The sequence below is a fragment of the Dysgonomonas mossii genome (genome assembly GCF_004569505.1).
Classification (GTDB): Bacteria; Bacteroidota; Bacteroidia; order Bacteroidales; family Dysgonomonadaceae; genus Dysgonomonas.
This window is the reverse complement of record NZ_SPPK01000001.1, coordinates 747,594-772,854: the sequence shown is the minus strand read 5'-3', so window position 1 is coordinate 772,854 and position 25,261 is coordinate 747,594. Positions and strand designations below refer to the sequence as shown.

The window sequence follows — 25,261 nt, the reverse complement described above, 5'->3', positions numbered from 1 at the left end:
ATGGCTTTTGTAAAGATAACAGAGCAACCGTCGCTATATGACAATCTTGAGAACAAGTCTGTACTTGGACTCTTGACAGACATAAACAATGAAGATAAAAAAGTAGCTTTAGCTGTAGAAAAGGCAATACCACAAATAGAAAAACTTGTTTCGCAAATAGTACCCCGGATGCAACAAGGAGGGCGTATTTTCTATATGGGAGCAGGTACTAGCGGACGTCTTGGTGTATTGGACGCTTCCGAAATTCCACCAACATTTGGCATGCCAAAAACATTCGTTATCGGGCTCATTGCAGGAGGCGATACAGCATTGCGCAACCCGGTAGAAAAAGCCGAAGACAATATGGAATCGGGCTGGACGGAATTACAAGCTCACAACATAAATGATAAAGATACAGTAATTGGGATTGCTGCATCAGGTACAACGCCATACGTTGTAGGAGCTTTACGTGAAGCTCGCAAACATGGAATTCTTACAGCATCCATCTCTAGCAATCCCGATTCGCCTATTGCTCAGGAAGCAGAAATAGCAATAGAAATGATAGTTGGCCCTGAATATGTCACAGGTAGTTCGCGCATGAAATCCGGCACAGGTCAAAAAATGATATTGAATATGATCACTACGGCTACCATGATAAAATTAGGACGGGTGAAAGGTAACCGAATGGTCAACATGCAATTATCGAATGCAAAACTTGTAGACAGGGGAACACGCATGGTATCCGAAGAGTTAGGCTTGGATTATGAACAAGCAAAGCATTTACTATTACTACATGGTTCGGTTAAAAAAGCTGTGGATGCATACAGAACTGACAATAAATAATCACTCTAAATAGTAAACATATAGATCACTACTATACAGAAGATTATACACTTATTCGATACGTCAGCATTATTGGGTCATTCGTCCCAAAAAGTAGATTTATACAAAGTGTTGCTGCTGAGCAGTAAGTGTTTTATACATAATTCATTATCTTTACCGATAAGTTTAACCTATTTATAAACCAAAATCAAATATGATGTTTACAATTAAAAAACAGACTCCTAAAATCCTACTGACACTATGCTCCATTGTGGCAGTATCTTTTACAGCCTGCATCGGTGGAGAAAAACCCAACACTCTGACCGAAAAAGAGAAGCAAGAAGGTTGGCAACTTTTATTTGATGGAGAAACACTTAATGGATGGCGCGACTACAATGGCACATCACTCACAGAGCCTTGGCATGTTGTAGATGGCTGCATTCAGGCTAAAGGTGATGGTAGCGATGCCAGTGGATACATTGTTACAGAGAAACAGTATGAAAATTTCGAGTTGTCTTGGGATTGGAAATTATCGAAAGGAGGGAATAGCGGCATGCTATATCATGTAGTGGAAAGACCGCAATATAAAGTTCCGTATGTTACAGGCCCTGAATACCAATTGATAGACACCCCTAATTTCGCGGAAAAACTTGAAGCTTGGCAAGATCTGGGTGCAGACTATGCTATGCATATTCCTGATACAACAAAAATGAAAGTCAATCCTCAGGGAGAATGGAACAATTCTAAAATTGTATTTGACAATGGTCATGTAGAACATTGGTTGAATGGTGTAAAAATATTAGAGTTCGAAGCATGGACTGATGATTGGTTCGAACGAAAGAATAGTGGAAAATGGAAAGATGCTCCAGAATACGGACTGGCGAAAAAAGGTGTATTATGTCTTCAGGATCATGGATATCCGGCATCGTTCCGCAATATAAAGATTAAAGAACTACCAACGAAATCGAAAGAAGTAAATCTGTTCAACGGGACTGACCTGAAAGGCTGGGACGTTTATGGAACAGAAAAATGGTACGTACAAGATAAACTTTTGGTATGCGAAAGCGGCCCTGACAAACAATATGGATATCTCGCTACGCGCGAATATTATGATAATTTTGATCTGACTGTTGAATTTAAGCAAGAAGCAGATGGTAATTCGGGAGTATTTATCCGTTCGTTTATCGAAGAAGATGTAAAAGTGAATGGCTGGCAAGTAGAAGTAGCGCCTAAAGGTCATGGAACAGGTGGCATCTACGAATCGTACGGCAGAGGATGGTTGATTCAAATACCTAAAGAGAAAGAAGAGTTTCTTAAGGTTGGCGACTGGAATACTATGCGTATACTCGTTCAGGGTAACAAAGTAACGACATGGCTTAATGGACAAGAGATGGTCAACTTTGATGATGAGAAAATCGGTGCAGGACAAGGACGTATAGCTCTTCAAATACATGATGGCGGCGGCATAAAAGTTCTATGGCGTAATTTAAAGCTAAAAACACTGTAATAGAAAAGGTAATTCATATAGAATTAATAGAGTGGCGGTTATATCTTAATCGCCACGCTTATTTTAGAATCCTAAAAAAATATGCAATTGAGTATAAATATATGATTCCTACAGACCAATTAAAGTTGTATGTATTACAAAAAACCAATACCTTTGAAGCCATAAAATAAATAAGTATATGAAATATAAATCCATTATGGCATTAGTTTTAGGTGCAGTCTTGGCCGCATGTAATTCTGCCGACAAGAAGGCAAGTACAGAAAAAGATGAACCCATCATAGGTAAAGCCTCCGTAAAGGTAGAAAACGGAATAATGACGCCCGAAGTATTGTATAGTTTTGGACGTGTATCTGATGTTCAGGTCTCACCTGACAAATCGAAGATATTGTATGGTGTAACTTATGTAAGCATTGAGCAGAATAAAACAAACAAAGAACTATTTACGATGAATGTAGATGGTTCTGACAAAAAACAAATTACCCAAACGCCTAAAAGTGAAAACAACGCTATCTGGGTGAAAGGCGGTAGTAAGATTGCCTTTTTGAGTAGCGAAAGTGGATATTCTCAAATATGGGAAATGGATCCAGATGGTAGCGGCCGTAAACAAATAAGTAATATAGAAGGTGATGTTAATGGGTTTTCTTATTCTCCTGACGGAAAAAAAATTATGTACATCAAAAACATAAAATTCGGAGAGCGTACAACAGACCGTTACAAAGATCTTCCTAAAGCGTCAGGACGAATTATTGATGACCTGATGTATAAACACTGGTCTGAGTGGGTTGAAGAAATCCCTCATACTTTTGTAGCTGATTTTGATGGAGAAAAAGTATCAGACGGAATTGATATTCTTGGCGATGAACCATACGAATGTCCAATGCTTCCATTTGGAGGTACCGAGCAGTTGGCTTGGAGCCCTGATAGCAAGTCCATCGCATACACATGTCGCAAGAAAAAAGGATTGGAATACGCTTTGTCTACCAATTCAGACATTTATCTATTCAATATAGAAAGTAAGCAAACAGTAAACCTCACAGAGGGGATGATGGGATATGATATAAACCCTGTATTCTCTCCCGATGGCAGATACATAGCTTGGCAAAGTATGGAACGTGAAGGCTACGAGTCAGACAAAAACAGAATGTTTGTCATGAATTTAGCAACAAAAGAAAAGACATACGTGACCGAAGCATTCGATTATAATACCGATTTCCTTTTATGGAGTGATGATAATCAAAGCATTTATTTTGTTTCTTGTGTTGAAGCTAAAACTCAATTGTTCCAGGCTTATATTCACACAAAAGAGATAAAACAAATCACCAAAGGCGATCATGATTATGAATCATTTGAGATAGCCGGAGACAAACTTATAGCACTTCGTCACTCATTATCTAAACCGAATGAAATATACTCTATAAATATTTCTACAGGAGAAGCGACTGAACTAAGTTTCGAAAACAAAGATATACTCAGCCAATTAACGATGGGTAAAGTAGAGGAACGCTGGATAGCGACTACCGATGGGAAGAAAATGCTAACATGGGTTGTTTATCCTCCAAACTTTGACCCGAATAAGAAATACCCTGCAATATTATACTGCCAGGGAGGACCACAAAGTACTGTGAGCCAGTTTTGGTCTTATCGTTGGAATTTACAAATGATGGCAGCTAATGGATATATCGTTGTAGCCCCTAACCGTAGAGGTTTACCTGGCTTTGGTCAGGAATGGCTGGAGCAAATAAGTAAAGATTATGGCGGTCAGAATATGAAGGATTATCTTTCTGCAATTGATGCTTTAGCAAAAGAGCCTTATGTAAACGTAGACAAATTAGGATGTACAGGCGCTAGTTATGGCGGGTTCTCGGTATATTGGTTAGCCGGAAATCATAACAAGCGGTTTAAGGCATTCCTTGCGCATGCAGGAATCTTTAATTTGGAAGCCCAATATCTTGAAACTGAAGAAATGTGGTTTGCAAATTGGGACCTAGGCGGTTCTTTCTGGGATAGAAGCAATTCTATTGCTCAACGCTCGTATGCTAACTCTCCTCATAAGTTTATAGACAAGTGGGATACTCCTATTATGATCACTCATGGCGAACTTGACTACCGAATTCTTGCATCTCAAGGTATGATGGCATTCAATGCTGCAAAACTTAAAGGCATTCCGGCTCGAATGCTGATTTATCCAAACGAGAATCACTGGATATCTCAACCTCAAAACGGAGTTCTGTTCCAGAGAGAGTTCTTCCGTTGGTTTGACGCATACCTAAAATAGAAATTTAGGACTCATATAAAAGGTTATTATCTTAATTGGCAATAACCTTTTTTGTTTGCTCTATTTAATTCTATTATTATTAATCTACACAACGAAAATTTAACTATTTTAGAACAAACATTTGTTAGATTAAAAAATATAAAAAGTAACTTTGTATATAGAGAAGTATACAGTTTTCACATTGAAGTTTACGAATTATGAGATATATAAGATTATTTATTATTCTAATCTTAGCCTTTACGTGTTTTGCATGTAACCCCGGATCAGAAAATGCTGAAAGGTATATTTTTGAAGCAGAATCGCTTATAGACAACAAGCCCGACAGTGCTCTTGCTCTATTAGATTCTATTTTATATCCCGAGAATCTGAATAAAGAAAAATTCAATAAATATAATCTCTTAAGAATTCAGGCTAGAGATAAAAGCAACAAAGATATTTCGAAGGATACTATAATCTTCAATGTAAAAGACTATTATATAAAACACAATGATATGGTTAACGGAACTCTCGCTAGCTTTTACTCCGGCAGGGTTCTGAAAGATCAAAAAAAGAACAAAGAGGCTATGAGTGCCTACTTGGATGCCGAGACCTATGCAGACCAAACAATAAATAATTTCAATATTAAAGGGTTAATTCAATCACATATAGGATATTTGTATTATAATGAACTGTTGCAGGACGAATCTCTTATCCGTTTTAAGAGAGCTGCCAACTATTTTGAAAAAGCAGGAAACTATAAGAATGAAGCATTTTCACTGAGAGATATAGGAAATAGTTTTTTATTGAAAAAAGAAAATGACAGTGCGTTCTATTATTATCAAAAAGGGCTTGAAATTGCCGATATTACAAAAGACTCTACCTGTCAATCAAGCATTAGAATTAATATAGGATTAATTTATAAAAATCAAGAGGAATATAATAAATCGAAGGAGTATATAAATCAGGCACTACCTTTTGCATCAAACAATCTGACCAAAGCTAAAATATATTCCTCTTTAGCTCAGGTTCTTTATAGTGAAAATAAAAGTGACTCTGCAATTTATTATTTCGAGAAATCTTTGGAGTTTCTTAAAGAAAGTAATGAGCCTTTTTTAACTTCAAGAATATATGAATCTTTATCAAAAATAGAAGAATCAAAGAATAATTTTAGGCGCGCTTTAGACTATAATAAAGACTGCATCAACAATCTTTATAATATATATGAAAAGAACGAAAATCAAGCCATTCTGGATATACAGAAAAAGTATGATTATGAGCTGGTAAAAAATACGAATAACCGACTGTTAATCCAAAGACAGTTTTTATTTATCATATTATTAGGACTTGGACTTACCACGCTTATTATAGGGTTCTTCTTTTATTATAAAACACAAAAAAATGGTCGAGAATTATTAGAAGCAGAACAAAAAATAAGCCAATTGAACCAAATGGCTAAAAGTTACGATAAAAAAGAAGATTCCTTCAGAAATAAATTACTCCACCACTTCGATATCCTAAAGAAATCTGCTCTACTGGAAGGTTTTTTACGTGAAGATGAAAAGAAGCATGGAGAAAAACTACTAAAGAAGTTTAATGAAATTGTATATAATCAAGCTAGTCTTGATTGGGACTTGCTATATCAAACAATGAATGAACTACACGATGGATTTTTCGATTCGCTGAGAGAAGCCTTTCCTCAACTAGATGAATCTGAATTTAGAATATGCTGCCTTATATATTCAGATTTTACGAATGCTGAAATAAGCATTATCATGGAACAAAGCATTAATACCATTACTTCGAAAAGATCATCGATTAGAAAGAAAATTGGGGTAAAAGATTATGGAAATATAGTCGATTATTTGGATAGTAATGTTGCAAAGAACCAAAACGAGACATTTTCAACACCGACTAAGTCAAAATAAAAGTCATATTTCGGTTCCTGTCGAACAGAAATAAACAACTGTAACAAAAAGACTTATCAAAAAAGGATAGTCAAAAAAAGTCATATCCACCTATATATATAGCACAATCATAGCATATCTTGAGTAATTTAGTGTCTGGAATTACAAACATTAAATTAATGCATGTTATGAAAAAATATCTTTACCTTATATCATTTATTTTTCTTTTACTGCCGGCAACTATAAATGCTGATACAACTTCTATCAACGATAACAAAGTACAAATAAAAGGTGATATTAGTGATGAAGGGATGACTAAGACTTCAGGTGTAGAGCCTATCGATATGTACATCGAAGGGACTAATCTAGATTTGTATTTTTATACGAAGAGTGAGTTTAAGATAGAAGTATACAATGCTGCAAATACATTAGTATATACTAAAACTGTTGTTAAATACGGAGGTAAAGTATTATCAATTGACATGGCAACCTGGGCTTCAGGATCTTATAAAATTGTATTAAATAACGTTACCTATAAAAAGTCTGCAACAGCTAATTTTATCTTATAAAGTTAGCATAAAAATATAGAGTGGTTTTTCTGATTTTCATTACCGTAGTGCGGCAATTATTTTGCTTTTCAATACTTCTTATTTACAGCTTGCACTACGGTTACTTATTTTCATTCAATTAAATTATTGTAAAAGTCTATCGTTGTGGTAATGACAGACTTTTATTTTTTTATTTAATTGATCTTTTCTATTTTAAATCCTGCTTGCTGAAGAGCATTGACAATATCTGATTCCACAACCTCATCAGATATGACAGACAATACTTTATTTTTATCAGCTGTATCTACTTCCCACTGAGATATACCTTTCACAGAATCTAGATAAGGAGTCACTTTAGCTATACACCCTCCACAATTAATGCTTGTTTTGAATTTCAAAATATTATTTTCCATAACTTTAATATATAAATTAACTATTTAGTCCATTTTAATCTCAAACTATTACTTACAACACTCACACTACTTAAAGCCATTGCTGCACCGGCTATCATAGGGTTTAATAAGAATCCATTTATTGGATAAAGAACTCCTGCAGCCAAAGGAATGCCAATCAGGTTGTATACAAACGCCCAAAATAGATTTTGGCGAATAGTGGCGACTGTTTGTTTTGATAATTTTATAGCTTCAGATATCTTTGTCAGATCTGAAGAGATAATGGTCATTTTAGCCACATCTATGGCGATATCACTCCCCTTTCCCATCGCAATACTCAAATCCGCCTGTGCTAATGCAGTGCTATCATTTATACCATCTCCAACCATAGCCACAACTTTACCCTCTGATTGTAACTGCTTCACAAACTCAGCTTTATCCTGAGGCAAAACTTCTGCATGAAAATAATTTATACCTACTTTTAAAGCTATCTCTTTTGCTGTGGCATAATTATCACCTGTTAGCATATACACTTCTATACCTGAAGATTGAAGCTGTTGTATTGCTGATAAAGATGTGGTCTTTATTTCATCTGTAATAGCTATTAAAGCAATGGCCTTTTTACTATCAGAAAACCATATCATAGTTTTTGAAGAATGGCTTGAATTTTCCATCTTTTCAAGCAGCAAATTATCGACAATTACGCCGTTTTCATCGAGGAATTTCTTATTTCCAACAAAATATTTTTCTCCATCAACAAGCCCAATCACACCCTTTCCTGTAATACTCTCAAATTCCCAAATAGGCACTGAAACAATACCAGCCAAATAATTTGTTACAGCATCAGCCAAAGGATGTTCAGATTGTTTTTCTAGGCTATACAAAACATCTTTTTTATTATCATCGCCATTCAGCCAATAAATATCAGTAACAACTGGTTTACCTTCTGTTATGGTTCCGGTTTTATCTAACACTACGACATCTACTTTTTTTGCTAACTCAAGACTTTCGGCATCCTTTATCAATATCCCTTTTTCGGCACCTTTTCCTATTCCAACCATAATAGCTGTAGGTGTAGCCAACCCCAAAGCACAAGGACAGGCAATGATTAATACGGTAACCAATGCTAAGATACCATGAGTAATCCCATCAGAGCCTCCATATATAAACCAAACAGCAAGAGAAAGGAGGGCAATAGACATCACGATGGGAACAAATATACCTGCAATTTTATCTACTAACTTTTGTACAGGGGCTTTACTTCCCTGAGCTTCTTGTACCATCCTGATAATTTGAGCGAGTATTGTATCCGCTCCTACTTTTTCTGCCTGAAACAAAAAAGCCCCTTTCTGATTTATTGTTCCGGCATAAACCTTCTCCCCTTCTTTCTTTAATACAGGTATCGGTTCACCACTAAGCATACTTTCATCAACATAAGATGAACCTTCTATCACCACTCCATCAACAGCGACTTTTTCACCGGGTTTCACAACTATTATATTGCCAATATTTACCTGCTCTATGGGAAGCTCTGTATAATTCCCATTTTCGGAAACTGTAACTGTTTTAGGTTGGAGCCCGATCAGTTTTTTTATCGATGAAGATGTATTCCCTTTGGCTTTTTCCTCTAATAATCGTCCAAGCAAGATAAATGCTATAATAACACAGGCTGCCTCGAAATAAACATGAGGATGGACTCCCCTATCTAGCCAAAATTGAGGAAATAAGGTATTGAAGACACTAAACAGATATGCGACACTCGTACTCAGAGCAACCAATGTATCCATATTAGCCGAACGATGCTTCGCCTGCTTCCATGCGTTGATAAAAAAATCCCTTCCGAGCCAGAATATAACAGGAGTGGAAAGCATCCACATTATTTCATTGGCATACGGAATATCCATAAAGAGCATGCCGATAATAACAACAGGCAGTGAGAAGATAACTGCAAAAATTGTCTTCTTTTTTAAGACATTAAACTTTTTGATATGCATATCTTCTAATACATCAGCCGCAGCATCCTTGTCATCCTCTATTAACAAGTCATATCCTCCATCTTGAACGGCTGTTCGTATTTGCTCAGGGGTAATCACATCTGGTTGGTATTCTACGCTTAGAGTTGCCGTAGCAAAATTGACTGAAGCATTGTTTACACCATTCAGCCCTTTTACTATACTTTCGGCACTAATAGCACACGAAGCACAACTCATTTGCAATACAGGAAATGTTTTTTTTACTCTATTATCAGTTTTCATAATTGTATTCTTTTGTGATACAAATATGGAAACAATAGCCTAGAAGGCTGTTATATTATTCCTCGAAAAGTTTATGAGATTTACACCTCATCTAAGGGCTTGCGTTTGTTGGTTTTGATCTGTTTAAAATGACTAGGCGTCAGCCCTGTTACTTTTTTGAACTGGGAACTTAAGTGTGCCACACTCGAATAGTTTAACTTAAACGCGATCTCGTTCAACGTCAGTTCATCATATACGAGTAGTTCTTTCACCCTCTCTATCTTTTGTGCTATAAAGTATTTTTCAATTGTTGTGCCTTCTATTTCCGAAAAGAGGTTACTGATATAATTATAATCGTGATGAAGCTTATCGCTTATATAATCAGATAGATTCACCTTCAGATCATTATTATTATAATGCACCAGTTCTATAATTGCATTCTTGATTTGCTCTATCAGGCGTGCTCTTTTATCGTCTATCAGAGCAAAACCCAAGTCTTCTAGTTTTTTACTCAAAGTATCTTTCTGTTCAGTACTTAAACCTCCCGACAAGGTTACTTCACCTAATATAATAGATGCAGGGCTAATTCCGAGTTTTTCAAGTTCGGATTTCACAACCATTATGCAACGATTGCAAACCATATTCTTTATATATAATTTTTCTTCTAACATATCGGCCTCCTAGTTTACTAACTATTTATATACAAAAATAGCACCAAATAGTTCAATTATCAATGCTTGTCTTCTATTAGAAAAGGTGACAAAGCAGAAAAATATAAAACACTAATAAACACAACAATACAATCAAAAGGTGACAAAAGTAACAGATTACAATATGTTTTTTAATGTCACTTTATTAATTACCTCTAATTACATAAAAGTTACTCTATATTAGATAATTATAATTATCCAATATAAACAACCGATAGGATTAATAAGACCAAATATAAAAACAAAGAAAAGAATAGTGTGTAAAAAAAGAGCTAGAAGCTATAAAAACTTCTTATAGGAGTTTATCGAAGAGAGGAAGGGCTAAAATAAAACAATTAACTACTTATCATTAATTATTTTAGAAATATCAACATGTTTGAATATTTCTTTAAATATTTTCAGTATCTCCATATATGTTGGTGATAAATTATTTATAGCTTCATAATTATCAAAGATATTATAATCATTCACGTTCATATTCTGAGTTGTTTTTATACTGTAGACTTTTGACATAATATTTTATATTTTATAAAGTTTATAATCCCATCTGTAATAATAGCAAAACAACAAAATAACCCGATCTGAAATTATAAATAGTTCTACTACTATACTCTATAACAAATATACGAATAATATACTTTTTTTACTAATTTTAGGACAACAAAAAGCTTCGAAAAGTTTCGATTCGAAACAAACCAACATCTACATCTATAAAACAATCAATTACAAGACTTTGAAAACGCTATAAGATACGATGCACAAATTAAAAAAGTAAATCATCAGCTCTATATGAAAAAATATAGGATAAGATACCTTTCGCTATCCTATAAAACACCAAAATGATCGAAACCCTATTCGAAACCACGTTATACTCTACTTAATTTATCATCTCCATCTCTAAGCCAAAGCTTCTGCCAATATAGAAATTGGATGTTCACAACGTTTTGTAGTCGACATTTCTATCTGCCACTTACAGGTTTCGCAATCCGTCACTATATAATCATAATCCTCTGCTTCAATTTGGTTAAAGAGAGACTCTCCTATATCTTGCGATGTTTTATAATTTTCTTTCTTGAAACCATAAGTACCGGCTATACCACAACATTGAGAGTCTAATACTTTGAGCTCGATATTCGGAATTAATTTCAACAGCTCTATCGAATAATATGACCAACCCAGCTTCTCCATGTGGCACGGTGTATGATATGCTACCTTTATTCTTTTATCTCCCAACTTCAGATTTGTATCAGATGTACTCAATAACCTGTAGATATAACGTGTAGCAAGCTCAACATGCTCTCTGACATCCTTGGTATCAATTCCCAATAAGTGCGGATATTCATCTCTTATCGTGAAAGAACAGGTAGATGATGTTGCAACCACTGGAATATTTTTCTCCAATATAGATTCACGGATAGATGCAATATTTGTCCTAGCCTGTTTTTTGGCTTGATCAATAAACCCATTAGAAATCAATGCAACTCCGCAACACTTTTCTTTCTTTAGCAACTGTACACCTATTCCCAATGAGTTGAAAACCTTAACCAAATCTTTCCCCAACTGCGGATTATTATAATTTGCGTAGCAGCCATGAAAATAACTCACTTGCTTCGGAAATACCTTTTGTTCATCAGCATGTTTCTTATACCAACCCTCAAATGTACCCAACGAATACTTAGGAAAAGTTCTGCGATGATCTATCTTAAATACAGAATCAAGTACAGACTTTACAGGGTTCAAGCCGAGTGTTGCATTCACAATTGGAGCAAATGGAGTAGCAAAGCTACCAACCAGATCCGTATTTGCTAAAATGAAATCCCGAACCTTGGGTTTCTTTTTACTATATTTAATTCTGGCAGATTGTATTATATCGCCAATCTTAACATTCGACGGGCAAGCAACCTCACATCTTTTACAATTAATACAATACTTCAAAGCCTCATCATAAAAATCAGCTTCTTTCAAACGCAAGCGTTCACCATCCGGCCCGGCTTGCTTTGGTCCCGGATAATCGGGATTAACGGCAGCTACAGGACAATAAACAGTACAAACGGTGCATTTTATACATTGTTCAAAGTTGTTTTCACTTATATTATGTTGTTGCAAATTCATAATTCTCCCTATTTATTTTTATTATGCTTTCGGCTATACTTAGTGCACTCAGAATAGACACACCGGCTCCACAGCCTTCTTTTATCGGATTGAATCCTTCGAGGATAGCTCCTGAAACATATAGATTATCCAATGCAGTTCCGTTAAAAAGTCCTCTGAAATTATTATCTGTTTTAACACCAAACTGCTGATAACCTTGTGTATCAAACATTTTTGAGCTATACCATTTTTGCCTGTTATCTGAATATGCGACATCCAGGTTAAAAATCGGCTCATATATCCGATCCGATGTGGCAATCAGTCCTTGACTGAAATAGCTTCCGGTAGCCAAAATATAGTTTTTACCCACAAAAGGAATGTCTCCATGATTGAATGAATAAACCCTCTTTATCGTATTATTCTCAATTTCTGCTTTTTTGATACTATCACCAAGCATATAAACTCCCCCCAGCTTCAAAAAATGATCATGAAGATATTGCTGTGTATAAATCCCAACAATAGAAGGCGGCATCGTGGGAATCAGCAAGATTGGCTTATTTACCTCTTTTTGTAAATCCTGAAAGGCTATTGCATTTAGCCCTATACATGCAGGTAAAATAATAGCTTCAGCATCTGCACTTTTATCATTTAATATTTCAGCCACAAGGCTTATATTTCTATCCAAAACCCTAGCAATATTAGTTGATCGCATTTCGGTCGGATTACGCCTGAGATAATCTAAATCGGGAATATCAAACAAATGAATCTCGCTCTCTGTGCCTAGCTTGAAGAACTCATCAGCTATAAACTGCGGATAAAAATCAAGAAAGCCTACAGGATTGAATATCGAAACCTTTTTCCATCTTAGGCTATCAATTTGTTCGCTTGTTGCAAAGCCAAAAGAGGTCAGCCATGTTGGCTTTAATGTCCCCATTGGAGTAATTCGGTAGTGATTCGCGTCACCACTCCCAAACATTGGAAGCCCAACATTTGTAAAAAAACTTTCTGCATCAGAAACCAAACGTCGAAATCGGTCTAAGCCCAGTTTTGCATAAGGATGGTTGGGCATTTGCTTTATTAAATCAGGCAAAGCGGATAAAGGATTATCCACCGCTGTTCCTTCAGGTAATGCATTCAATAGATCGTACGAACCGGAAGAAAAATGTAAAGCACTTTGTCCGGAAGATACAATAACACAACGTTCTCCCTGTTGAGCCAATTTGATACCACAAACAAGCCCCGACAATCCACCTCCTATTATAATCGTATCAAACTTCATAATATTATTATTTTTCAACTGAATCTAACCCGCACACACCCTGATAAACCCAAGCAGTATATTCGCTTTCACGCAAGGTATCGCCCCATGCTATAGGATAGATACCCTTCCAACGCTCAGTCAAGAAAGATGACAAATCATCTTTTGCTCTCTTGGTACAAAACCGTTCAGTACTTCGCATTACACCGGATGCCCGACATGCACAAAGCTCTCCTTGGCAAGTCCCCATTCCAATACGTGTTCTTCGTCTTAGATCGACAAGACTTTTCACATTCAATTCATCCAAAGCATATTTTACTTCACCTACCGATACGCCCTCACACTCACAAACCAGACTATTATCTAATTGTGTATTGTCTATGAGCTTTTCAGCCAAGTCTCCATGGCGATATATCGCAGCTTTTCGTTGCGTAGCAGGTAACGAAACTATTTTTTTATTTATTTCTTCTATATTTTCTCGAGATCCCGGCAATCTCTCTTCGGCCGTAGTGCATGGCGACGAAATATTCAACTTCTTACACACAAGGTCTGTCGCCCATTCTGCCATCAAACGATAAGTCATCAGCTTACCTCCCGTTATCGTTATATAACCTTGCAGCCCATCACGTTCGGCATGGTCTAGCAGTACGATACCACGACTAACATTTCGTCCCGTAGGATCATTATCGGATGCAACTAACGGTCTGACTCCGGCATAAGCTCTCAAGATACGAGTTTGCGCCAATCGTGGAGCAAGCTTTTCTCCTTCCCTTATCAGAATATCAACTTCTTGGGGAGTTACTGTCATGTTATCAATTTCATCGTATGGAATATTCATCGAAGTTGTACCGATGAGAGAAATAGTATCTCCCGGAACCAAGATATCCGAATCGGCAGGTTTTCGGCATCGATTAAGCACCACATTATTAACACGGTGGCCAAAAATCAATAAAGAACCTTTGGCGGGTAACATTTTCATTGTAACACCTGCAAGCATAGAGATATGCTGTCCCCAAATCCCTCCGGCATTGACAACAATCGATGCGTATATCTTTTTTGTTTCGTTCTCTTTATGATCAAATACCTCTACTCCAATTATGCGATCCTGTTCTCTCAACATCCCTATTACTTCATGGTATGTCAATATTTTTGCACCACGATCCCTTGCATCTATCATATTGGATGCCGTCAGGCGAAACGGATCTACCGATCCATCAGGAACTTGTACTGCTCCTAATGTCGACGGATTGGCAGAGGGTTCGAGTAAGAGCGCTTCTTTTGGATCTATTATATCAGCTCTTATCCCTGCAAGATTACAAGCCTCTACAAATTTTGCCTGATAGTTTATATCATCTTCCGGAAGTGTTAGAAACAAACCATTGGTTTCTTCGATACAATGGCTGGCTATTCGTTTCAATATCATATTTTCTTTGATGCATTCTTCAGCAGACTCTCTATCAGTTACAGCATAACGCGCACCACTATGCAACAATCCATGGTTGCGCCCTGTTGCACCTGTAGATATATCGTAACGCTCGAGCAAAACAGCATTCAATCCCCTACGGGAGCAATCTCTAGCAACACCCGCTCCGGTAATTCCGCCACCGATGACTATAACATCAAAAACATCTGAAGAATATTTCATAAGAATAACTTTTATGATGATTCACAAATATACGAAACTATTCGAAATATAAAAGAAATATATCGAAACATTTTATAGATAAAATAAGAGGATAGAAATTAAATCTACCCTCTTATCCGCATGTTAATATATAAAACTAGATATAATTAAAAGACAACTTGAAGCCTGCCTTGAATAGCATTAATAGTTTCTCCTGCAGCCAAAGGATTTGTATTACCTAAAGAAATATTAGAATAGTCTAATCTTAACATTATATATTTATTTAAATAATAATTTGCGGCAAACGTCCAATCACTCATTCTACCTCCTTTTATCCCTGAGTTTTTATTGTCAAGATCGGTATAGTTGTACCTCAAAGCAAACTCTAAAGACTTCGGTTTAGGAGTACCCATCCTCGCCCATGAAGAGGAATAAGTATAATTGCCACCAATAGCCAAAAAACCGATTTGAGCATAAGCCCCACTGGCTTTATATGCAGGCAGATCATCTTTCCTTTCCACATTACTATGAAAATATTCAGCTTGAAGATACAAAGGACCATATGCTCCGATGAGTTCCACAGCATATTTAGCCTGATAATCGGCATTTGATATGCTCGCCTGAATAAATTTACGCTTTTCTACATTTGTGATCAACGAACTTCCATAACTGATTACTTTCGGCTTCTGTATACCGTTAGCATCAAATCCATTAGCATCAGCCTTACGGTAAGAACCGGCTAAGCCTATATGGAATATTTTACCATCTTGCTGCAACGGATTAAAGACAACACGCCCTGTGGCCGAATATCCATCATCTCCTTCAATGGAATTAGTCATAGAGTCGCCATCAGCAAATACACCTATGCCTACCCATGCATATTTATTCCAACCGATATACTCAACTCCGAGTTTTCTTCCCGGAGAGAAAGCAAACGATGTAGCATTGGCTGTAATAAACTTGATGTTAGCAGAACTTTCCATATGATCGATACCAAATGGTTCGGCAAAATGGCCACCTCTAACATAAGATGTTTTATTCAGATTATACTGCAAGAAAATATCTTTATAGCCTACTTTCCCTCCGGCAAATCCGAGATCAACTTTCATATCGAAACTTTTATATTTCGCTTTCAGTCCTAACCGGACATCTGACATAGCTACCCCATTACTTAGGTCTGTTCCGTCTTCTATATAAGTTGCTCCGTCAAAATAAAAGCGACCCATTGGAGTTATTTTCACGGTTTCGTCTGCGATTTTCACATCCACAGATTGGGCGAACAATGAAGAGAAAGCAAACAGGGAAAGAGCAGCCAATATAGTTAATCTACAACTAGACATGACTATTGTTTCTTATTGGTTTTATTAACTTTCACACCCCATTCCTGAGTAGTATATTTATAGTTTCCTTCGGGAACATCGTTACAATAAACAATAACACAGTTAGGATCTTTATCCCAATATTGTTTTACTGTCATACCTTCCATATTTCCAGCATGTTCTTTTTCTATCTTTACATTATCAGGGTTAACCATTAACTTCAATCCTACGGACTCATCCATCATTTCCATATCACCACGGCTATTACCACCAACGATAATCGGACGAGCTTTTATAAACGTGTGAATAGTTTCAGCTTTACCCCAATCCTGAGGTGTTGGCAATACTAATTCGTCTGTTGTCTTTCCATTTCTTACAGCAGACTTCACTCCGATAATACGGTCTACAGGAATACCTAGCTGTTCGTGAACAAAGCGTTGATATAAAAACTCGGGAGATGCAGTCAATACCCATATTTCGATTCCATACTCTTGTAGGTTTGCCAAGAATTCTTTCATCTCAGGATAGAACTTTCCTTGAAATTTTTCGTGATAGCAATCATTCCCTATTGTAGATATTTCGTCTGGAGATAATCCGGCAAAAAATCTCACACGCTTTTGCACATAAGCGATTCCCACATTATCTTTTCCATGAAGCATATCATCTACAATTGCCATTTTTTCTTTTGCTTCTTTATCTGTTCTATTTCCATAAGTTTTTTGTGCAAAACCGAAAAGAGCTTCGTCCGCCAGATAATAAGGAACCTGACCAAACAGTGTACCATCGCAGTCAAATATGGCTACTTTGCGTTCTTTCATAGGAATCGTAGAGTTCAAAAAGCTCTCAATACGATCGTTAGCTTCTTTCGGCCAGCCTTTTATATAACGGTATGTTTGAGCCGTTAAAGCGAACGAAGAAGTCAAAATCATCACTACCGCAAGACATAATGCCTTACGCATAAAATTAATCTTTTTCATAACTTAGTAATTTAAAAAGGTTTTAACAACTAGATTTTGGTATTAGATATAGTTTCTACTTGATTAATAAATATAGTCCCGAAGCTAGAGCAGCACCAACTATCGGTCCGAGAACAGGTATCCAAGAGTAGCCCCAGTCGCTATCTCTTTTATTTTTTATAGGTAGTATCGCATGTGCGATACGTGGTCCAAGGTCACGAGCCGGATTAATAGCATATCCGGTAGTTCCCCCTAATGACATACCTATAGATACTATAACCAACGATACCGGAAGCGGTCCATCTATTTGCGCACCGCCTACCATCAGCACCCCAAACATGAGGACGAATGTTCCGATTACTTCACTGATAAAATTATAGGTATAAGCCTTTATTGCAGGACCCGTACAGAATACACCTTTTTTAGCATTTGGATTTTCTTCAGCATCGAAATGAGGCTTATACATCAGAAAAACTAAAGATGCACCAAGTATAGCACCCAACATCTGCGCTACTATATACCCGATTACACTCCCTTTGAAATTGCCTGCAATTGCCAAGCCTATAGTAAGAGCCGGATTAAGATGAGCCCCCGAATATGGAGCAGAGATATACGCTGCAACAAAAACAGCCAATCCCCAACCGAAAGAAATCACAACCCAACCGGAACTATTACCCAATGTCTTCTTGAGATTAACATTTGCACAAACACCTGCACCCAATAAAATGAGTATAGCTGTGCCTATAAATTCGAATAAAATATCTTGTCCCATGGTATACAGATTAGAGTATTATCTCACCCACGATTGGGCACGGTAAACAGCTTCAGACCATTTTTTCTTAGCCAAATGCATATCAATCTTAAGGTCAGGTTCAAATTTGGTATCAATATGCCATTGTTTCTTTATCTCCTCCACATTCTCCCAATAGCCAACAGCAAGCCCGGCAAGGTAAGCAGCCCCCAGAGCGGTGGTTTCGGTAGTTTGAGGACGAATCACTGTTTGCCCAAGTACATTAGCCTGAAATTGCATCAGTAAATTATTCTTAGCAGCGCCACCATCTACTCTGAGCTCTTTAAGCCCTACGCCTGCATCCAAGATCATTGCATTGATTACATCCATAGTCTGATAAGCAATACCTTCAAGTGCAGCACGAGCAATATGCGCAGAAGTAGTTCCTCGCGATATTCCAACAATTGTACCCCGTGCATATTGATCCCAATAAGGAGCCCCCAAGCCTGTTAAAGAAGGCACGAAATATACATCTCCATTGTCTTTAACCTGGGTAGCCAATTCCTCTATTTCGGAAGATGAGTTTATAATTTTAAGTCCATCCCTGAGCCATTGTACTATTGCTCCACCAACGAAAATACTTCCTTCGAGAGCATAAGTTGTTTTTCCATCCAACTGCCATGCTATCGTAGATATTAAATTATTTTTTGAGACAACGGGTTTATTCCCTGTATTCATCAAGATGAAACATCCTGTTCCGTATGTATTCTTTACCATTCCTTGTTCAAGGCACATTTGCCCAAATAGTGCGGCTTGCTGATCGCCGGCAATACCCGAAATAGGAACTTTGGAAGCAAAAATTGTAGTTCTCGTATGTCCATACACCTCACTGGAAGCACATACCTTAGGCATCATACTCACCGGTATATTAAACAACTCGAGAAGATCATTATCCCATTGCAAAGTATGAATATTAAACAACATTGTACGTGAAGCATTCGAAACATCGGTTACATGTACCGAACCCCTTGTTAATTGCCATACAATCCAAGTATCAACTGTACCGAACACCAATTTTCCTTTTTCTGCTTTTTCTCTCGCCCCCTGAACATTATCCAGTATCCATTTTACTTTTGTAGCACTGAAGTATGCATCAACAATCAGGCCTGTTTTTTCTTTGATAACAGGAAGTAGCCCTTCATTTTTCAGTGCATCGCAATACTCGGATGTTCTTCGGTCTTGCCATACAATAGCATTGTATACGGGCTCTCCTGTTTCGCGATCCCAGACAATGGTAGTTTCGCGCTGATTGGTAATTCCGATTCCTGCGATATTCGTACCATTGATTCCAATTTTTGTAATAGCTTCAGCAGCTACGGCAGCTTGCGAAGCCCATATTTCGAGAGGGTCATGTTCTACCCAACCACTCTGTGGAAAAATTTGCGGAAACTCCTTCTGGGCTACAGAGCATATCTCCCCCTTGCGATTGAATACGATAGCCCTTGAGCTGGTAGTACCGGCATCAAATGATAAAATGTATTTCTGTTCCATGGTATATTAGTTATATGATTAGTTTTTCTGCTATCATTCCATATGCTAAGGTATATAATTCGGCTTATAGTCTACTAATAAATAATGCTGAGCCAGTTCCACAAATTCACGAACTTGTATCGCCTCCCACTCCTTATCTTTTTCCATCTCTATAGCCATAATCGACGTAACTTGTGGAGCCATATCAATAGCAGCACGCGCATCTAAAAACAAAATCCTAAAACGTCTTGCAAGTACATCTTCTACAGTCAAAGCCATTTCTTCTCGAACAGCCCATATAACCTCAGCCACTGTATAATCATAATCGGGATGTAATTTTTCGGCAAATTTCAGAGATTGGTTCTGAAGCTCAACGATCTTATCAATATCACTTCCATAAACATAGTTAAAGTTGGATCTGTCTACCTTTTCCTTGTATCCATGTATTCGCAGATCTTTGGTAACACACTCTTTGCGAGACAATCCCCCTATAGTAATACCTTTATCAATAACATCCTGAGCCATATCTCTATAGGTAGTCCACTTACCACCTGTAATAGTAATGAGCCCGCTATCTGATATTACAATTTTGTGGCTTCTTGATATTTCTTTTGTTTTCTTACCGTCAGATTCCTTTTTAGGTGCAGCCAAAGGTCTCAAACCAGCAAAGACAGAAAGGACATCGTCCCGTGTTGGCTTCTTCGCTAAATATTCTCCGGCAGTTCTCAGAATAAACTCTATCTCCTCTTCCAATGCCTGAGGTTCCAAAACAAACTCTTTTAATGGAGTGTCTGTTGTACCTAAAACAACCTTATCGTGCCATGGCACACCAAACAGAACACGTCCATCACTCGTTTTTGGGATCATTATTGCTGTATCTCCTCCTAAAAATGATTTATCTACAACAAGATGGACACCCTGACTCGGACGAACTATATTATCTTTTTCCGGAGCATCCATCTTCATTAAACCATCCACAAATATTCCGGTAGCATTCACTACAACTTTTGCTTTTAGCGAATATGGCTGCTTACCTATTTCATCATAAACATTTACTCCTGATATTTTGCCAGAATCATCCTTTATCAAATTGGTCACTTTAGCATAATTAATAACAACTGCACCTTGTTCAGCTGCAGTCTGCATCAAGTTGATCCCCATACGAGAGTCATCAAACTGACCATCATGATAAACAACACCTCCTCTTAATCGAGTCTTATTTATTTGAGGTATCTCACATTCTACAGCCTTCTTTGTCATAGGCAAAGAACGCCCCAAACCTCTCTTCCCAGCCAGCAGGTCATAAACAGTAAGACCAATTGTATAAAATGGCTTTTCCCACCACTTATAATTTCCGATGATAAAACGTTGATCTTTGACAAGATGTGGAGCATTCTTTTTCATTAAACCTCTTTCACGAAGAGCCTCAACAACTAAACTAACATCTCCTTGTGCCAAATAACGCACACCACCATGCACAAGTTTCGTACTGCGACTGGAAGTGGCTTTTGTAAAATCAGCCTGCTCCAACAACACAACCTTGAACCCTCGTGAAGCAGCATCAACTGCAGCACCCAGCCCGGTTGCTCCGCCTCCGACAACAACAAAATCCCATATTAGAGATTTATCTGCTATTTGTTTTATATAATCATCTCGTTTCATTGTATCACATCTATATACACACAAAATTAATTAAGAGTTTGAAATAAACAAATAAATTCGAAACTTTTTTATAACAGTTCGGAGTTATTTATAGTTAATTCGAAATCAAAACATACAATTACGAAATGAAACACATATAACAAAATAAAAAACTTAACAATAAAGATGCAAAGCATATTACATAAACAATAGAAATATTTATACCTTTGCAGCAAGATCTAACAACTAATTAGCAAATAATATGGGAAATATAGCGAAGCGACATAAATATATACTGGAGCAACTTAAAGAAGACGGATATGTAAAAGTTCTGGACTTAAGTGAAAAACTCGGAGTTTCGGAAGTTACGATACGAAAAGATTTAAAGTTTCTCGAAAGCAAAAAGATGTTATATCGTAATCATGGAAGTGCCAGTAGTCTCAGTTCAATTATATCAGACAAACATATAGATGTGAAAGAAAAGCTGAATATGGATGAAAAATCATCGATAGCAAAAGCAGCAAGTAAATTATTGGAGCCAAACGATAAAATTATAATAGCATCGGGAACAACTCTACTCGCTTTCGCAAACGAAATAAATGCCAGCGAAGGTATTACAGTAATCACATCTTCGGTAAAAGTTTCATTAAGCTTATGCTACAACCCGAATATTGAGATCATTCAATTGGGAGGCATTATGAGAAAAAACTCGGTATCAGTGATTGGACACTATGCTGAAAACATACTGGAAAGCCTCTCCTGCAACAAGCTATTCTTGGGGGTAGACGGAATCGACCTAGATTATGGACTAACAACCAGCGACATGAGCGAAGCTAGAATCAATCAGCAAATGATAGATGCCGCACAAAAAATTATTGTACTTACAGACTCGTCAAAGTTTGGCAGAAGAGGGTTTTGTAAAATATGTGATTTAAATAAAATACATCACATCATTACAGACAAAAACGCACCGGCCCATATAATTGAGATGATGAGAGAAAGAGAAATAGAAGTAACCCTTGTCTAAACTAACATTTAATATTGAGCTCGAGCAATACGTTTCTTATTTGCTCATAGGTAGTTATACGTGTAGGAACTAAAGGCAGACGAAGTTTATTTTGAATATAACCCATCATATTGAGCATACATTTTACTCCTGCCGGATTTCCATCCACGAAAAGAAGGTTGAATAGCTCGTTGAAACTATGATGTATAGTCAAAGCACTGGCATAATCACCTTCAAGTGCCAAACGAGTCATACGACTAAATTCGCGAGGGAATGCATTGCCAATAACTGATATGACACCAACAGCGCCGAGGGTTATCAAAGGAAAGGTAACCCCATCATCACCTGATATCACATCAAAATGTTCGGGCTTACGCTTTATGATATCATCCATCTGAGTCATATTTCCGGAGGCTTCTTTTACCGCAACAATATTTCTGAACTCATTAGCAATACGCAACGTTGTATCAGCCGTCATATTAACACCTGTCCGCCCCGGAACATTATAAGCTATAATAGGCAGGGAAGATGCTTCCGAGATAGCTTTATAATGCTGATATATACCTTCCTGTGATGGTTTGTTATAGTAAGGAACTACCGAAAGAATACCGTCTATGCCGACGTAATCATTTTTCTTTAACTTATCGACAATGGCACGTGTATTATTTCCACCTTCTCCTATAATAATAGGAATTTGACCGTTGACTTTATTTACCACCAATTCGACAATCTGTTTTTTTTCTCCTTCAGTCAATGTTGGGGTTTCTGCTGTTGTACCAAGTACAACCAGATAATCAGTTCCATTTTGCAACTGATAATCAACAAGCCGAAGCAGGGCATCATAATCGACACTCTCATCTTCTTTAAAAGGAGTAATTAAAGCAACTCCCATTCCTCTCAGATTTATCCTGGACATAAAGTCAATCTTTATCTTTAGAAAAGTGTATATCTCTTTTCAGTTTGTGCAAAATTAAGAATTAATTTACACCCTATAGCACTTTGCTCAGGTAATTTTTTATTTGCTGATAAGTTTCCTGTAGATTCATTTCATCAGTTTTGAGCACCAGAAAGTCATAGTAAGGCTGATCCGGCTTTGCAATACCGATACTAAATTCAGAAGAATTATTGGACAGCAGATATTCATAAACCTTACTTTCAGTAGTAGTCAAGTCAATAAGCGTATCATATTCCAATGCCTTGAACTCATTCAAGACGGATGGAGCAAGTATCTGAAGGAAAGACATTTCCTGAGGATGAATAATTCTCACATTCGCCGGAAATATTGTATTCCCCGGAGCCTTCTTTGTAGATTGATACGTCCACAAGACAACTTTTTTACCATTTGCTGCTAAATCTTTTGATATAGCATCTATAGCCGACCAATCGTTATATGAGAACAGAATAAGTACACTTTTCATGCTCTCTAAATTTCGGAAAGCATGTTTTCTTTTATTATCTCGGAAAGCAGAATTTATTTTCCATTTTACTAAAAAATCAAACATAATAATTTTGTTGTGTTAGATATCATAATAAACCAGCAGTCGTATATTTCGTTTTCAACCGGGAAAAATAAATTCTGCTTCTATTACTTTTTATAATTTTCTGGCACCATCACTGATCACCACATCGTATACCTTCGGCTTGATTCTGAACTTTTGCTCATAGCTTTCGGTAGCACGTTTGATGAAATCATCATGAAGCTCATTTTTCACAAGATTGATAGTGCAACCACCAAAGCCACCTCCCATCACACGAGATCCGGTTACGCCACACTGACGTGCGATATCATTCAGGAAGTCAAGTTCTTCGCAGCTAACTTCATACTTACGGCTAAGCCCGATATGCGTTTCGTACATTTTCTTACCAACGGTTTCGTAATCACCTCTTTCCAAAGCATCACACGCTTCGCTCATACGTTGAATTTCTTCGATAACGAATTCGGCACGCATGTAATCTTCGGCACTAACTTCGTTAGCCACTTCTTTCAACATGTCGATTGTAGCATCACGCAATAACTGCACTTCAGGATGATATTTACGAATGTATGATGCCGCATTTTCGCACGATTCGCGACGTTTGTTATAAGCGGAGGAAGCCAACTCATGTTCTACGCAAGTATTTAACAACACCAAACGGTATCCTTCCGGATTGAACGGAATATATTTATATTCAAGAGAGCGACAATCCAGGCGAATTAATGATCCGGCCTTACCAAAGCAAGACGCGAACTGATCCATAATACCACATTTGACTCCTACATAATTGTGCTCTGTAGCTTGCCCTATTTTGGCTAGTTGAAAACGATCTAAGCCAAGATTATACATATCATTGATAGCAAATCCGAAACAACTTTCCAAAGCTGCTGACGAAGACATTCCTGCTCCGAGAGGCACATCACCGGCAAACACGCAGTCAAAACCTTGAACTTGTTTTCCTAGCTTCATTATTTCGTGACATACGCCGAAGATATATTTCCCCCATTGTTTGATCGGAATATCATCTAGTCCGAACTCATCCATTTCGGACAAGTCCATAGCGTATGCTTTAATACGGTCGGGCGTTCCATTTGGCTTGATCACACAATACATGGCTTTGTCAATTGCTCCCGGCAACACAAATCCGCCATTGTAATCTGTATGTTCACCAATAAGGTTGATACGTCCCGGCGATGTATACATTGTACCTTCAGTTCCGAATAGCGATTTAAATTTTTCTTTTAATAAATTTAGCTCCATGGTCGATTTTAATTATTTAGG

At 37.2% G+C, this 25,261-nt stretch carries 21 protein-coding genes; 6 read left to right on the top strand and 15 right to left on the bottom strand.

Going from position 1 to position 25,261, the window contains the following annotated elements:
* From murQ to E4T88_RS03410, 5 genes are all read left to right on the top strand, one after another.
* Positions 1-822: an N-acetylmuramic acid 6-phosphate etherase gene (murQ, locus tag E4T88_RS03430; RefSeq protein ID WP_135104066.1), complete on the top strand. Its 822-nt coding sequence runs from the start codon at positions 1-3 to the stop codon at positions 820-822.
* Between the two features lie 193 nt (positions 823-1,015).
* Positions 1,016-2,308, top strand: coding sequence for a 3-keto-disaccharide hydrolase (locus E4T88_RS03425; protein WP_135104065.1), 1,293 nt, complete (start codon positions 1,016-1,018; stop codon positions 2,306-2,308).
* Positions 2,309-2,486: 178 nt separating this feature from the next.
* On the top strand, positions 2,487-4,583 hold the full coding sequence (gene dpp5 / locus E4T88_RS03420) for a dipeptidyl-peptidase Dpp5 (RefSeq protein WP_135104064.1): 2,097 nt from the start codon (positions 2,487-2,489) through the stop codon (positions 4,581-4,583).
* Positions 4,584-4,780: 197 nt separating this feature from the next.
* On the top strand, positions 4,781-6,487 hold the full coding sequence (locus E4T88_RS03415; RefSeq protein ID WP_135104063.1) for a tetratricopeptide repeat protein: 1,707 nt from the start codon (positions 4,781-4,783) through the stop codon (positions 6,485-6,487).
* Positions 6,488-6,654: 167 nt separating this feature from the next.
* Positions 6,655-7,035 carry a DUF3244 domain-containing protein gene (locus E4T88_RS03410; RefSeq protein WP_135104062.1) on the top strand — a complete coding sequence of 127 codons (381 nt, stop codon included), beginning with the start codon at positions 6,655-6,657 and terminating at the stop codon, positions 7,033-7,035.
* A 173-nt stretch (positions 7,036-7,208) separates the two neighbouring features.
* Here the strand turns inward: E4T88_RS03410 and E4T88_RS03405 are convergent, their stop codons facing one another.
* The 12 genes from E4T88_RS03405 to E4T88_RS03355 form a co-directional block, all read right to left on the bottom strand.
* Positions 7,209-7,427, bottom strand: coding sequence for a heavy-metal-associated domain-containing protein (locus E4T88_RS03405; RefSeq protein ID WP_135104061.1), 219 nt, complete (start codon positions 7,425-7,427; stop codon positions 7,209-7,211).
* A 20-nt stretch (positions 7,428-7,447) separates the two neighbouring features.
* Positions 7,448-9,661, bottom strand: a complete 2,214-nt coding sequence (locus E4T88_RS03400) for a heavy metal translocating P-type ATPase (RefSeq protein WP_135104060.1) — start codon at positions 9,659-9,661, stop codon at positions 7,448-7,450.
* A gap of 80 nt (positions 9,662-9,741) precedes the next feature.
* The gene (locus tag E4T88_RS03395) at positions 9,742-10,311 is read right to left on the bottom strand and encodes a helix-turn-helix domain-containing protein (RefSeq protein ID WP_135104059.1); all 570 of its coding nucleotides are present in this window, start codon (positions 10,309-10,311) and stop codon (positions 9,742-9,744) included.
* A gap of 378 nt (positions 10,312-10,689) precedes the next feature.
* A complete protein-coding gene (locus E4T88_RS17945; protein WP_167755419.1) occupies positions 10,690-10,863 on the bottom strand; it encodes a hypothetical protein in 174 nt (57 codons plus the stop codon).
* A 384-nt stretch (positions 10,864-11,247) separates the two neighbouring features.
* Positions 11,248-12,462, bottom strand: a complete 1,215-nt coding sequence (glpC, locus tag E4T88_RS03390; RefSeq protein ID WP_135104058.1) for an anaerobic glycerol-3-phosphate dehydrogenase subunit GlpC — start codon at positions 12,460-12,462, stop codon at positions 11,248-11,250.
* Positions 12,443-13,720: a glycerol-3-phosphate dehydrogenase subunit GlpB gene (gene glpB / locus E4T88_RS03385; RefSeq protein ID WP_135104057.1), complete on the bottom strand. Its 1,278-nt coding sequence runs from the start codon at positions 13,718-13,720 to the stop codon at positions 12,443-12,445. The genes glpC and glpB overlap by 20 nt, the downstream gene beginning before the upstream one ends.
* 7 nt (positions 13,721-13,727) lie before the next feature.
* Positions 13,728-15,344: an anaerobic glycerol-3-phosphate dehydrogenase subunit A gene (glpA, locus tag E4T88_RS03380; RefSeq protein ID WP_135104056.1), complete on the bottom strand. Its 1,617-nt coding sequence runs from the start codon at positions 15,342-15,344 to the stop codon at positions 13,728-13,730.
* A 146-nt stretch (positions 15,345-15,490) separates the two neighbouring features.
* Positions 15,491-16,663, bottom strand: coding sequence for an OprO/OprP family phosphate-selective porin (locus E4T88_RS03375; RefSeq protein ID WP_135104055.1), 1,173 nt, complete (start codon positions 16,661-16,663; stop codon positions 15,491-15,493).
* A gap of 2 nt (positions 16,664-16,665) precedes the next feature.
* Positions 16,666-17,619 carry an HAD family hydrolase gene (locus E4T88_RS03370; protein ID WP_135104054.1) on the bottom strand — a complete coding sequence of 318 codons (954 nt, stop codon included), beginning with the start codon at positions 17,617-17,619 and terminating at the stop codon, positions 16,666-16,668.
* Between the two features lie 55 nt (positions 17,620-17,674).
* Positions 17,675-18,370 (bottom strand): MIP/aquaporin family protein, encoded by a 696-nt coding sequence (locus E4T88_RS03365; RefSeq protein ID WP_135104053.1) that lies wholly within the window; start codon positions 18,368-18,370, stop codon positions 17,675-17,677.
* An 18-nt stretch (positions 18,371-18,388) separates the two neighbouring features.
* Complete coding sequence (glpK, locus tag E4T88_RS03360; RefSeq protein WP_135104052.1) at positions 18,389-19,879, bottom strand: glycerol kinase GlpK; 1,491 nt, start codon at positions 19,877-19,879, stop codon at positions 18,389-18,391.
* A gap of 45 nt (positions 19,880-19,924) precedes the next feature.
* Complete coding sequence (locus tag E4T88_RS03355; RefSeq protein WP_135104051.1) at positions 19,925-21,520, bottom strand: glycerol-3-phosphate dehydrogenase/oxidase; 1,596 nt, start codon at positions 21,518-21,520, stop codon at positions 19,925-19,927.
* A 241-nt stretch (positions 21,521-21,761) separates the two neighbouring features.
* Here E4T88_RS03355 and E4T88_RS03350 point away from each other — a divergent pair, with 241 nt between their 5' ends.
* Positions 21,762-22,526, top strand: a complete 765-nt coding sequence (locus E4T88_RS03350; RefSeq protein WP_006842690.1) for a DeoR/GlpR family DNA-binding transcription regulator — start codon at positions 21,762-21,764, stop codon at positions 22,524-22,526.
* A 1-nt stretch (position 22,527) separates the two neighbouring features.
* On the opposite strand, the gene dapA is transcribed toward E4T88_RS03350, so the two are convergent.
* The 3 genes from dapA to galK all read right to left on the bottom strand — a co-directional run bounded on the left by dapA (position 22,528) and on the right by galK (position 25,240).
* The gene (gene dapA / locus E4T88_RS03345; protein WP_135104050.1) at positions 22,528-23,421 is read right to left on the bottom strand and encodes a 4-hydroxy-tetrahydrodipicolinate synthase; all 894 of its coding nucleotides are present in this window, start codon (positions 23,419-23,421) and stop codon (positions 22,528-22,530) included.
* A gap of 73 nt (positions 23,422-23,494) precedes the next feature.
* Entirely contained in the window at positions 23,495-24,007 is a 513-nt protein-coding gene (locus E4T88_RS03340) for a DUF6913 domain-containing protein (RefSeq protein WP_135104049.1), read from the bottom strand.
* A gap of 90 nt (positions 24,008-24,097) precedes the next feature.
* The gene (gene galK / locus E4T88_RS03335) at positions 24,098-25,240 is read right to left on the bottom strand and encodes a galactokinase (RefSeq protein WP_135104048.1); all 1,143 of its coding nucleotides are present in this window, start codon (positions 25,238-25,240) and stop codon (positions 24,098-24,100) included.
* Positions 25,241-25,261: the final 21 nt, after the last annotated feature.

Bases quoted from the DNA above. Each gene is read 5' to 3' on its own strand.
- glpB (WP_135104057.1), bottom strand. From the start codon at position 13,720: ATGAAGTTTGATACGATTATAATAGGAGGTGGATTGTCGGGGCTTGTT.
- murQ (WP_135104066.1), top strand. From the start codon at position 1: ATGGCTTTTGTAAAGATAACAGAGCAACCGTCGCTATATGACAATCTT.
- E4T88_RS03370 (WP_135104054.1), bottom strand. From the start codon at position 17,619: ATGAAAAAGATTAATTTTATGCGTAAGGCATTATGTCTTGCGGTAGTG.
- E4T88_RS03365 (WP_135104053.1), bottom strand. From the start codon at position 18,370: ATGGGACAAGATATTTTATTCGAATTTATAGGCACAGCTATACTCATT.
- E4T88_RS03395 (WP_135104059.1), bottom strand. From the start codon at position 10,311: ATGTTAGAAGAAAAATTATATATAAAGAATATGGTTTGCAATCGTTGC.
- dpp5 (WP_135104064.1), top strand. From the start codon at position 2,487: ATGAAATATAAATCCATTATGGCATTAGTTTTAGGTGCAGTCTTGGCC.
- E4T88_RS03405 (WP_135104061.1), bottom strand. From the start codon at position 7,427: ATGGAAAATAATATTTTGAAATTCAAAACAAGCATTAATTGTGGAGGG.
- E4T88_RS03340 (WP_135104049.1), bottom strand. From the start codon at position 24,007: ATGTTTGATTTTTTAGTAAAATGGAAAATAAATTCTGCTTTCCGAGAT.
- glpK (WP_135104052.1), bottom strand. From the start codon at position 19,879: ATGGAACAGAAATACATTTTATCATTTGATGCCGGTACTACCAGCTCA.
- E4T88_RS03410 (WP_135104062.1), top strand. From the start codon at position 6,655: ATGAAAAAATATCTTTACCTTATATCATTTATTTTTCTTTTACTGCCG.
- E4T88_RS03425 (WP_135104065.1), top strand. From the start codon at position 1,016: ATGATGTTTACAATTAAAAAACAGACTCCTAAAATCCTACTGACACTA.
- dapA (WP_135104050.1), bottom strand. From the start codon at position 23,421: ATGTCCAGGATAAATCTGAGAGGAATGGGAGTTGCTTTAATTACTCCT.
- E4T88_RS03415 (WP_135104063.1), top strand. From the start codon at position 4,781: ATGAGATATATAAGATTATTTATTATTCTAATCTTAGCCTTTACGTGT.
- E4T88_RS03355 (WP_135104051.1), bottom strand. From the start codon at position 21,520: ATGAAACGAGATGATTATATAAAACAAATAGCAGATAAATCTCTAATA.
- E4T88_RS03350 (WP_006842690.1), top strand. From the start codon at position 21,762: ATGGGAAATATAGCGAAGCGACATAAATATATACTGGAGCAACTTAAA.
- E4T88_RS17945 (WP_167755419.1), bottom strand. From the start codon at position 10,863: ATGTCAAAAGTCTACAGTATAAAAACAACTCAGAATATGAACGTGAAT.
- galK (WP_135104048.1), bottom strand. From the start codon at position 25,240: ATGGAGCTAAATTTATTAAAAGAAAAATTTAAATCGCTATTCGGAACT.
- E4T88_RS03400 (WP_135104060.1), bottom strand. From the start codon at position 9,661: ATGAAAACTGATAATAGAGTAAAAAAAACATTTCCTGTATTGCAAATG.
- glpC (WP_135104058.1), bottom strand. From the start codon at position 12,462: ATGAATTTGCAACAACATAATATAAGTGAAAACAACTTTGAACAATGT.
- E4T88_RS03375 (WP_135104055.1), bottom strand. From the start codon at position 16,663: ATGTCTAGTTGTAGATTAACTATATTGGCTGCTCTTTCCCTGTTTGCT.
- glpA (WP_135104056.1), bottom strand. From the start codon at position 15,344: ATGAAATATTCTTCAGATGTTTTTGATGTTATAGTCATCGGTGGCGGA.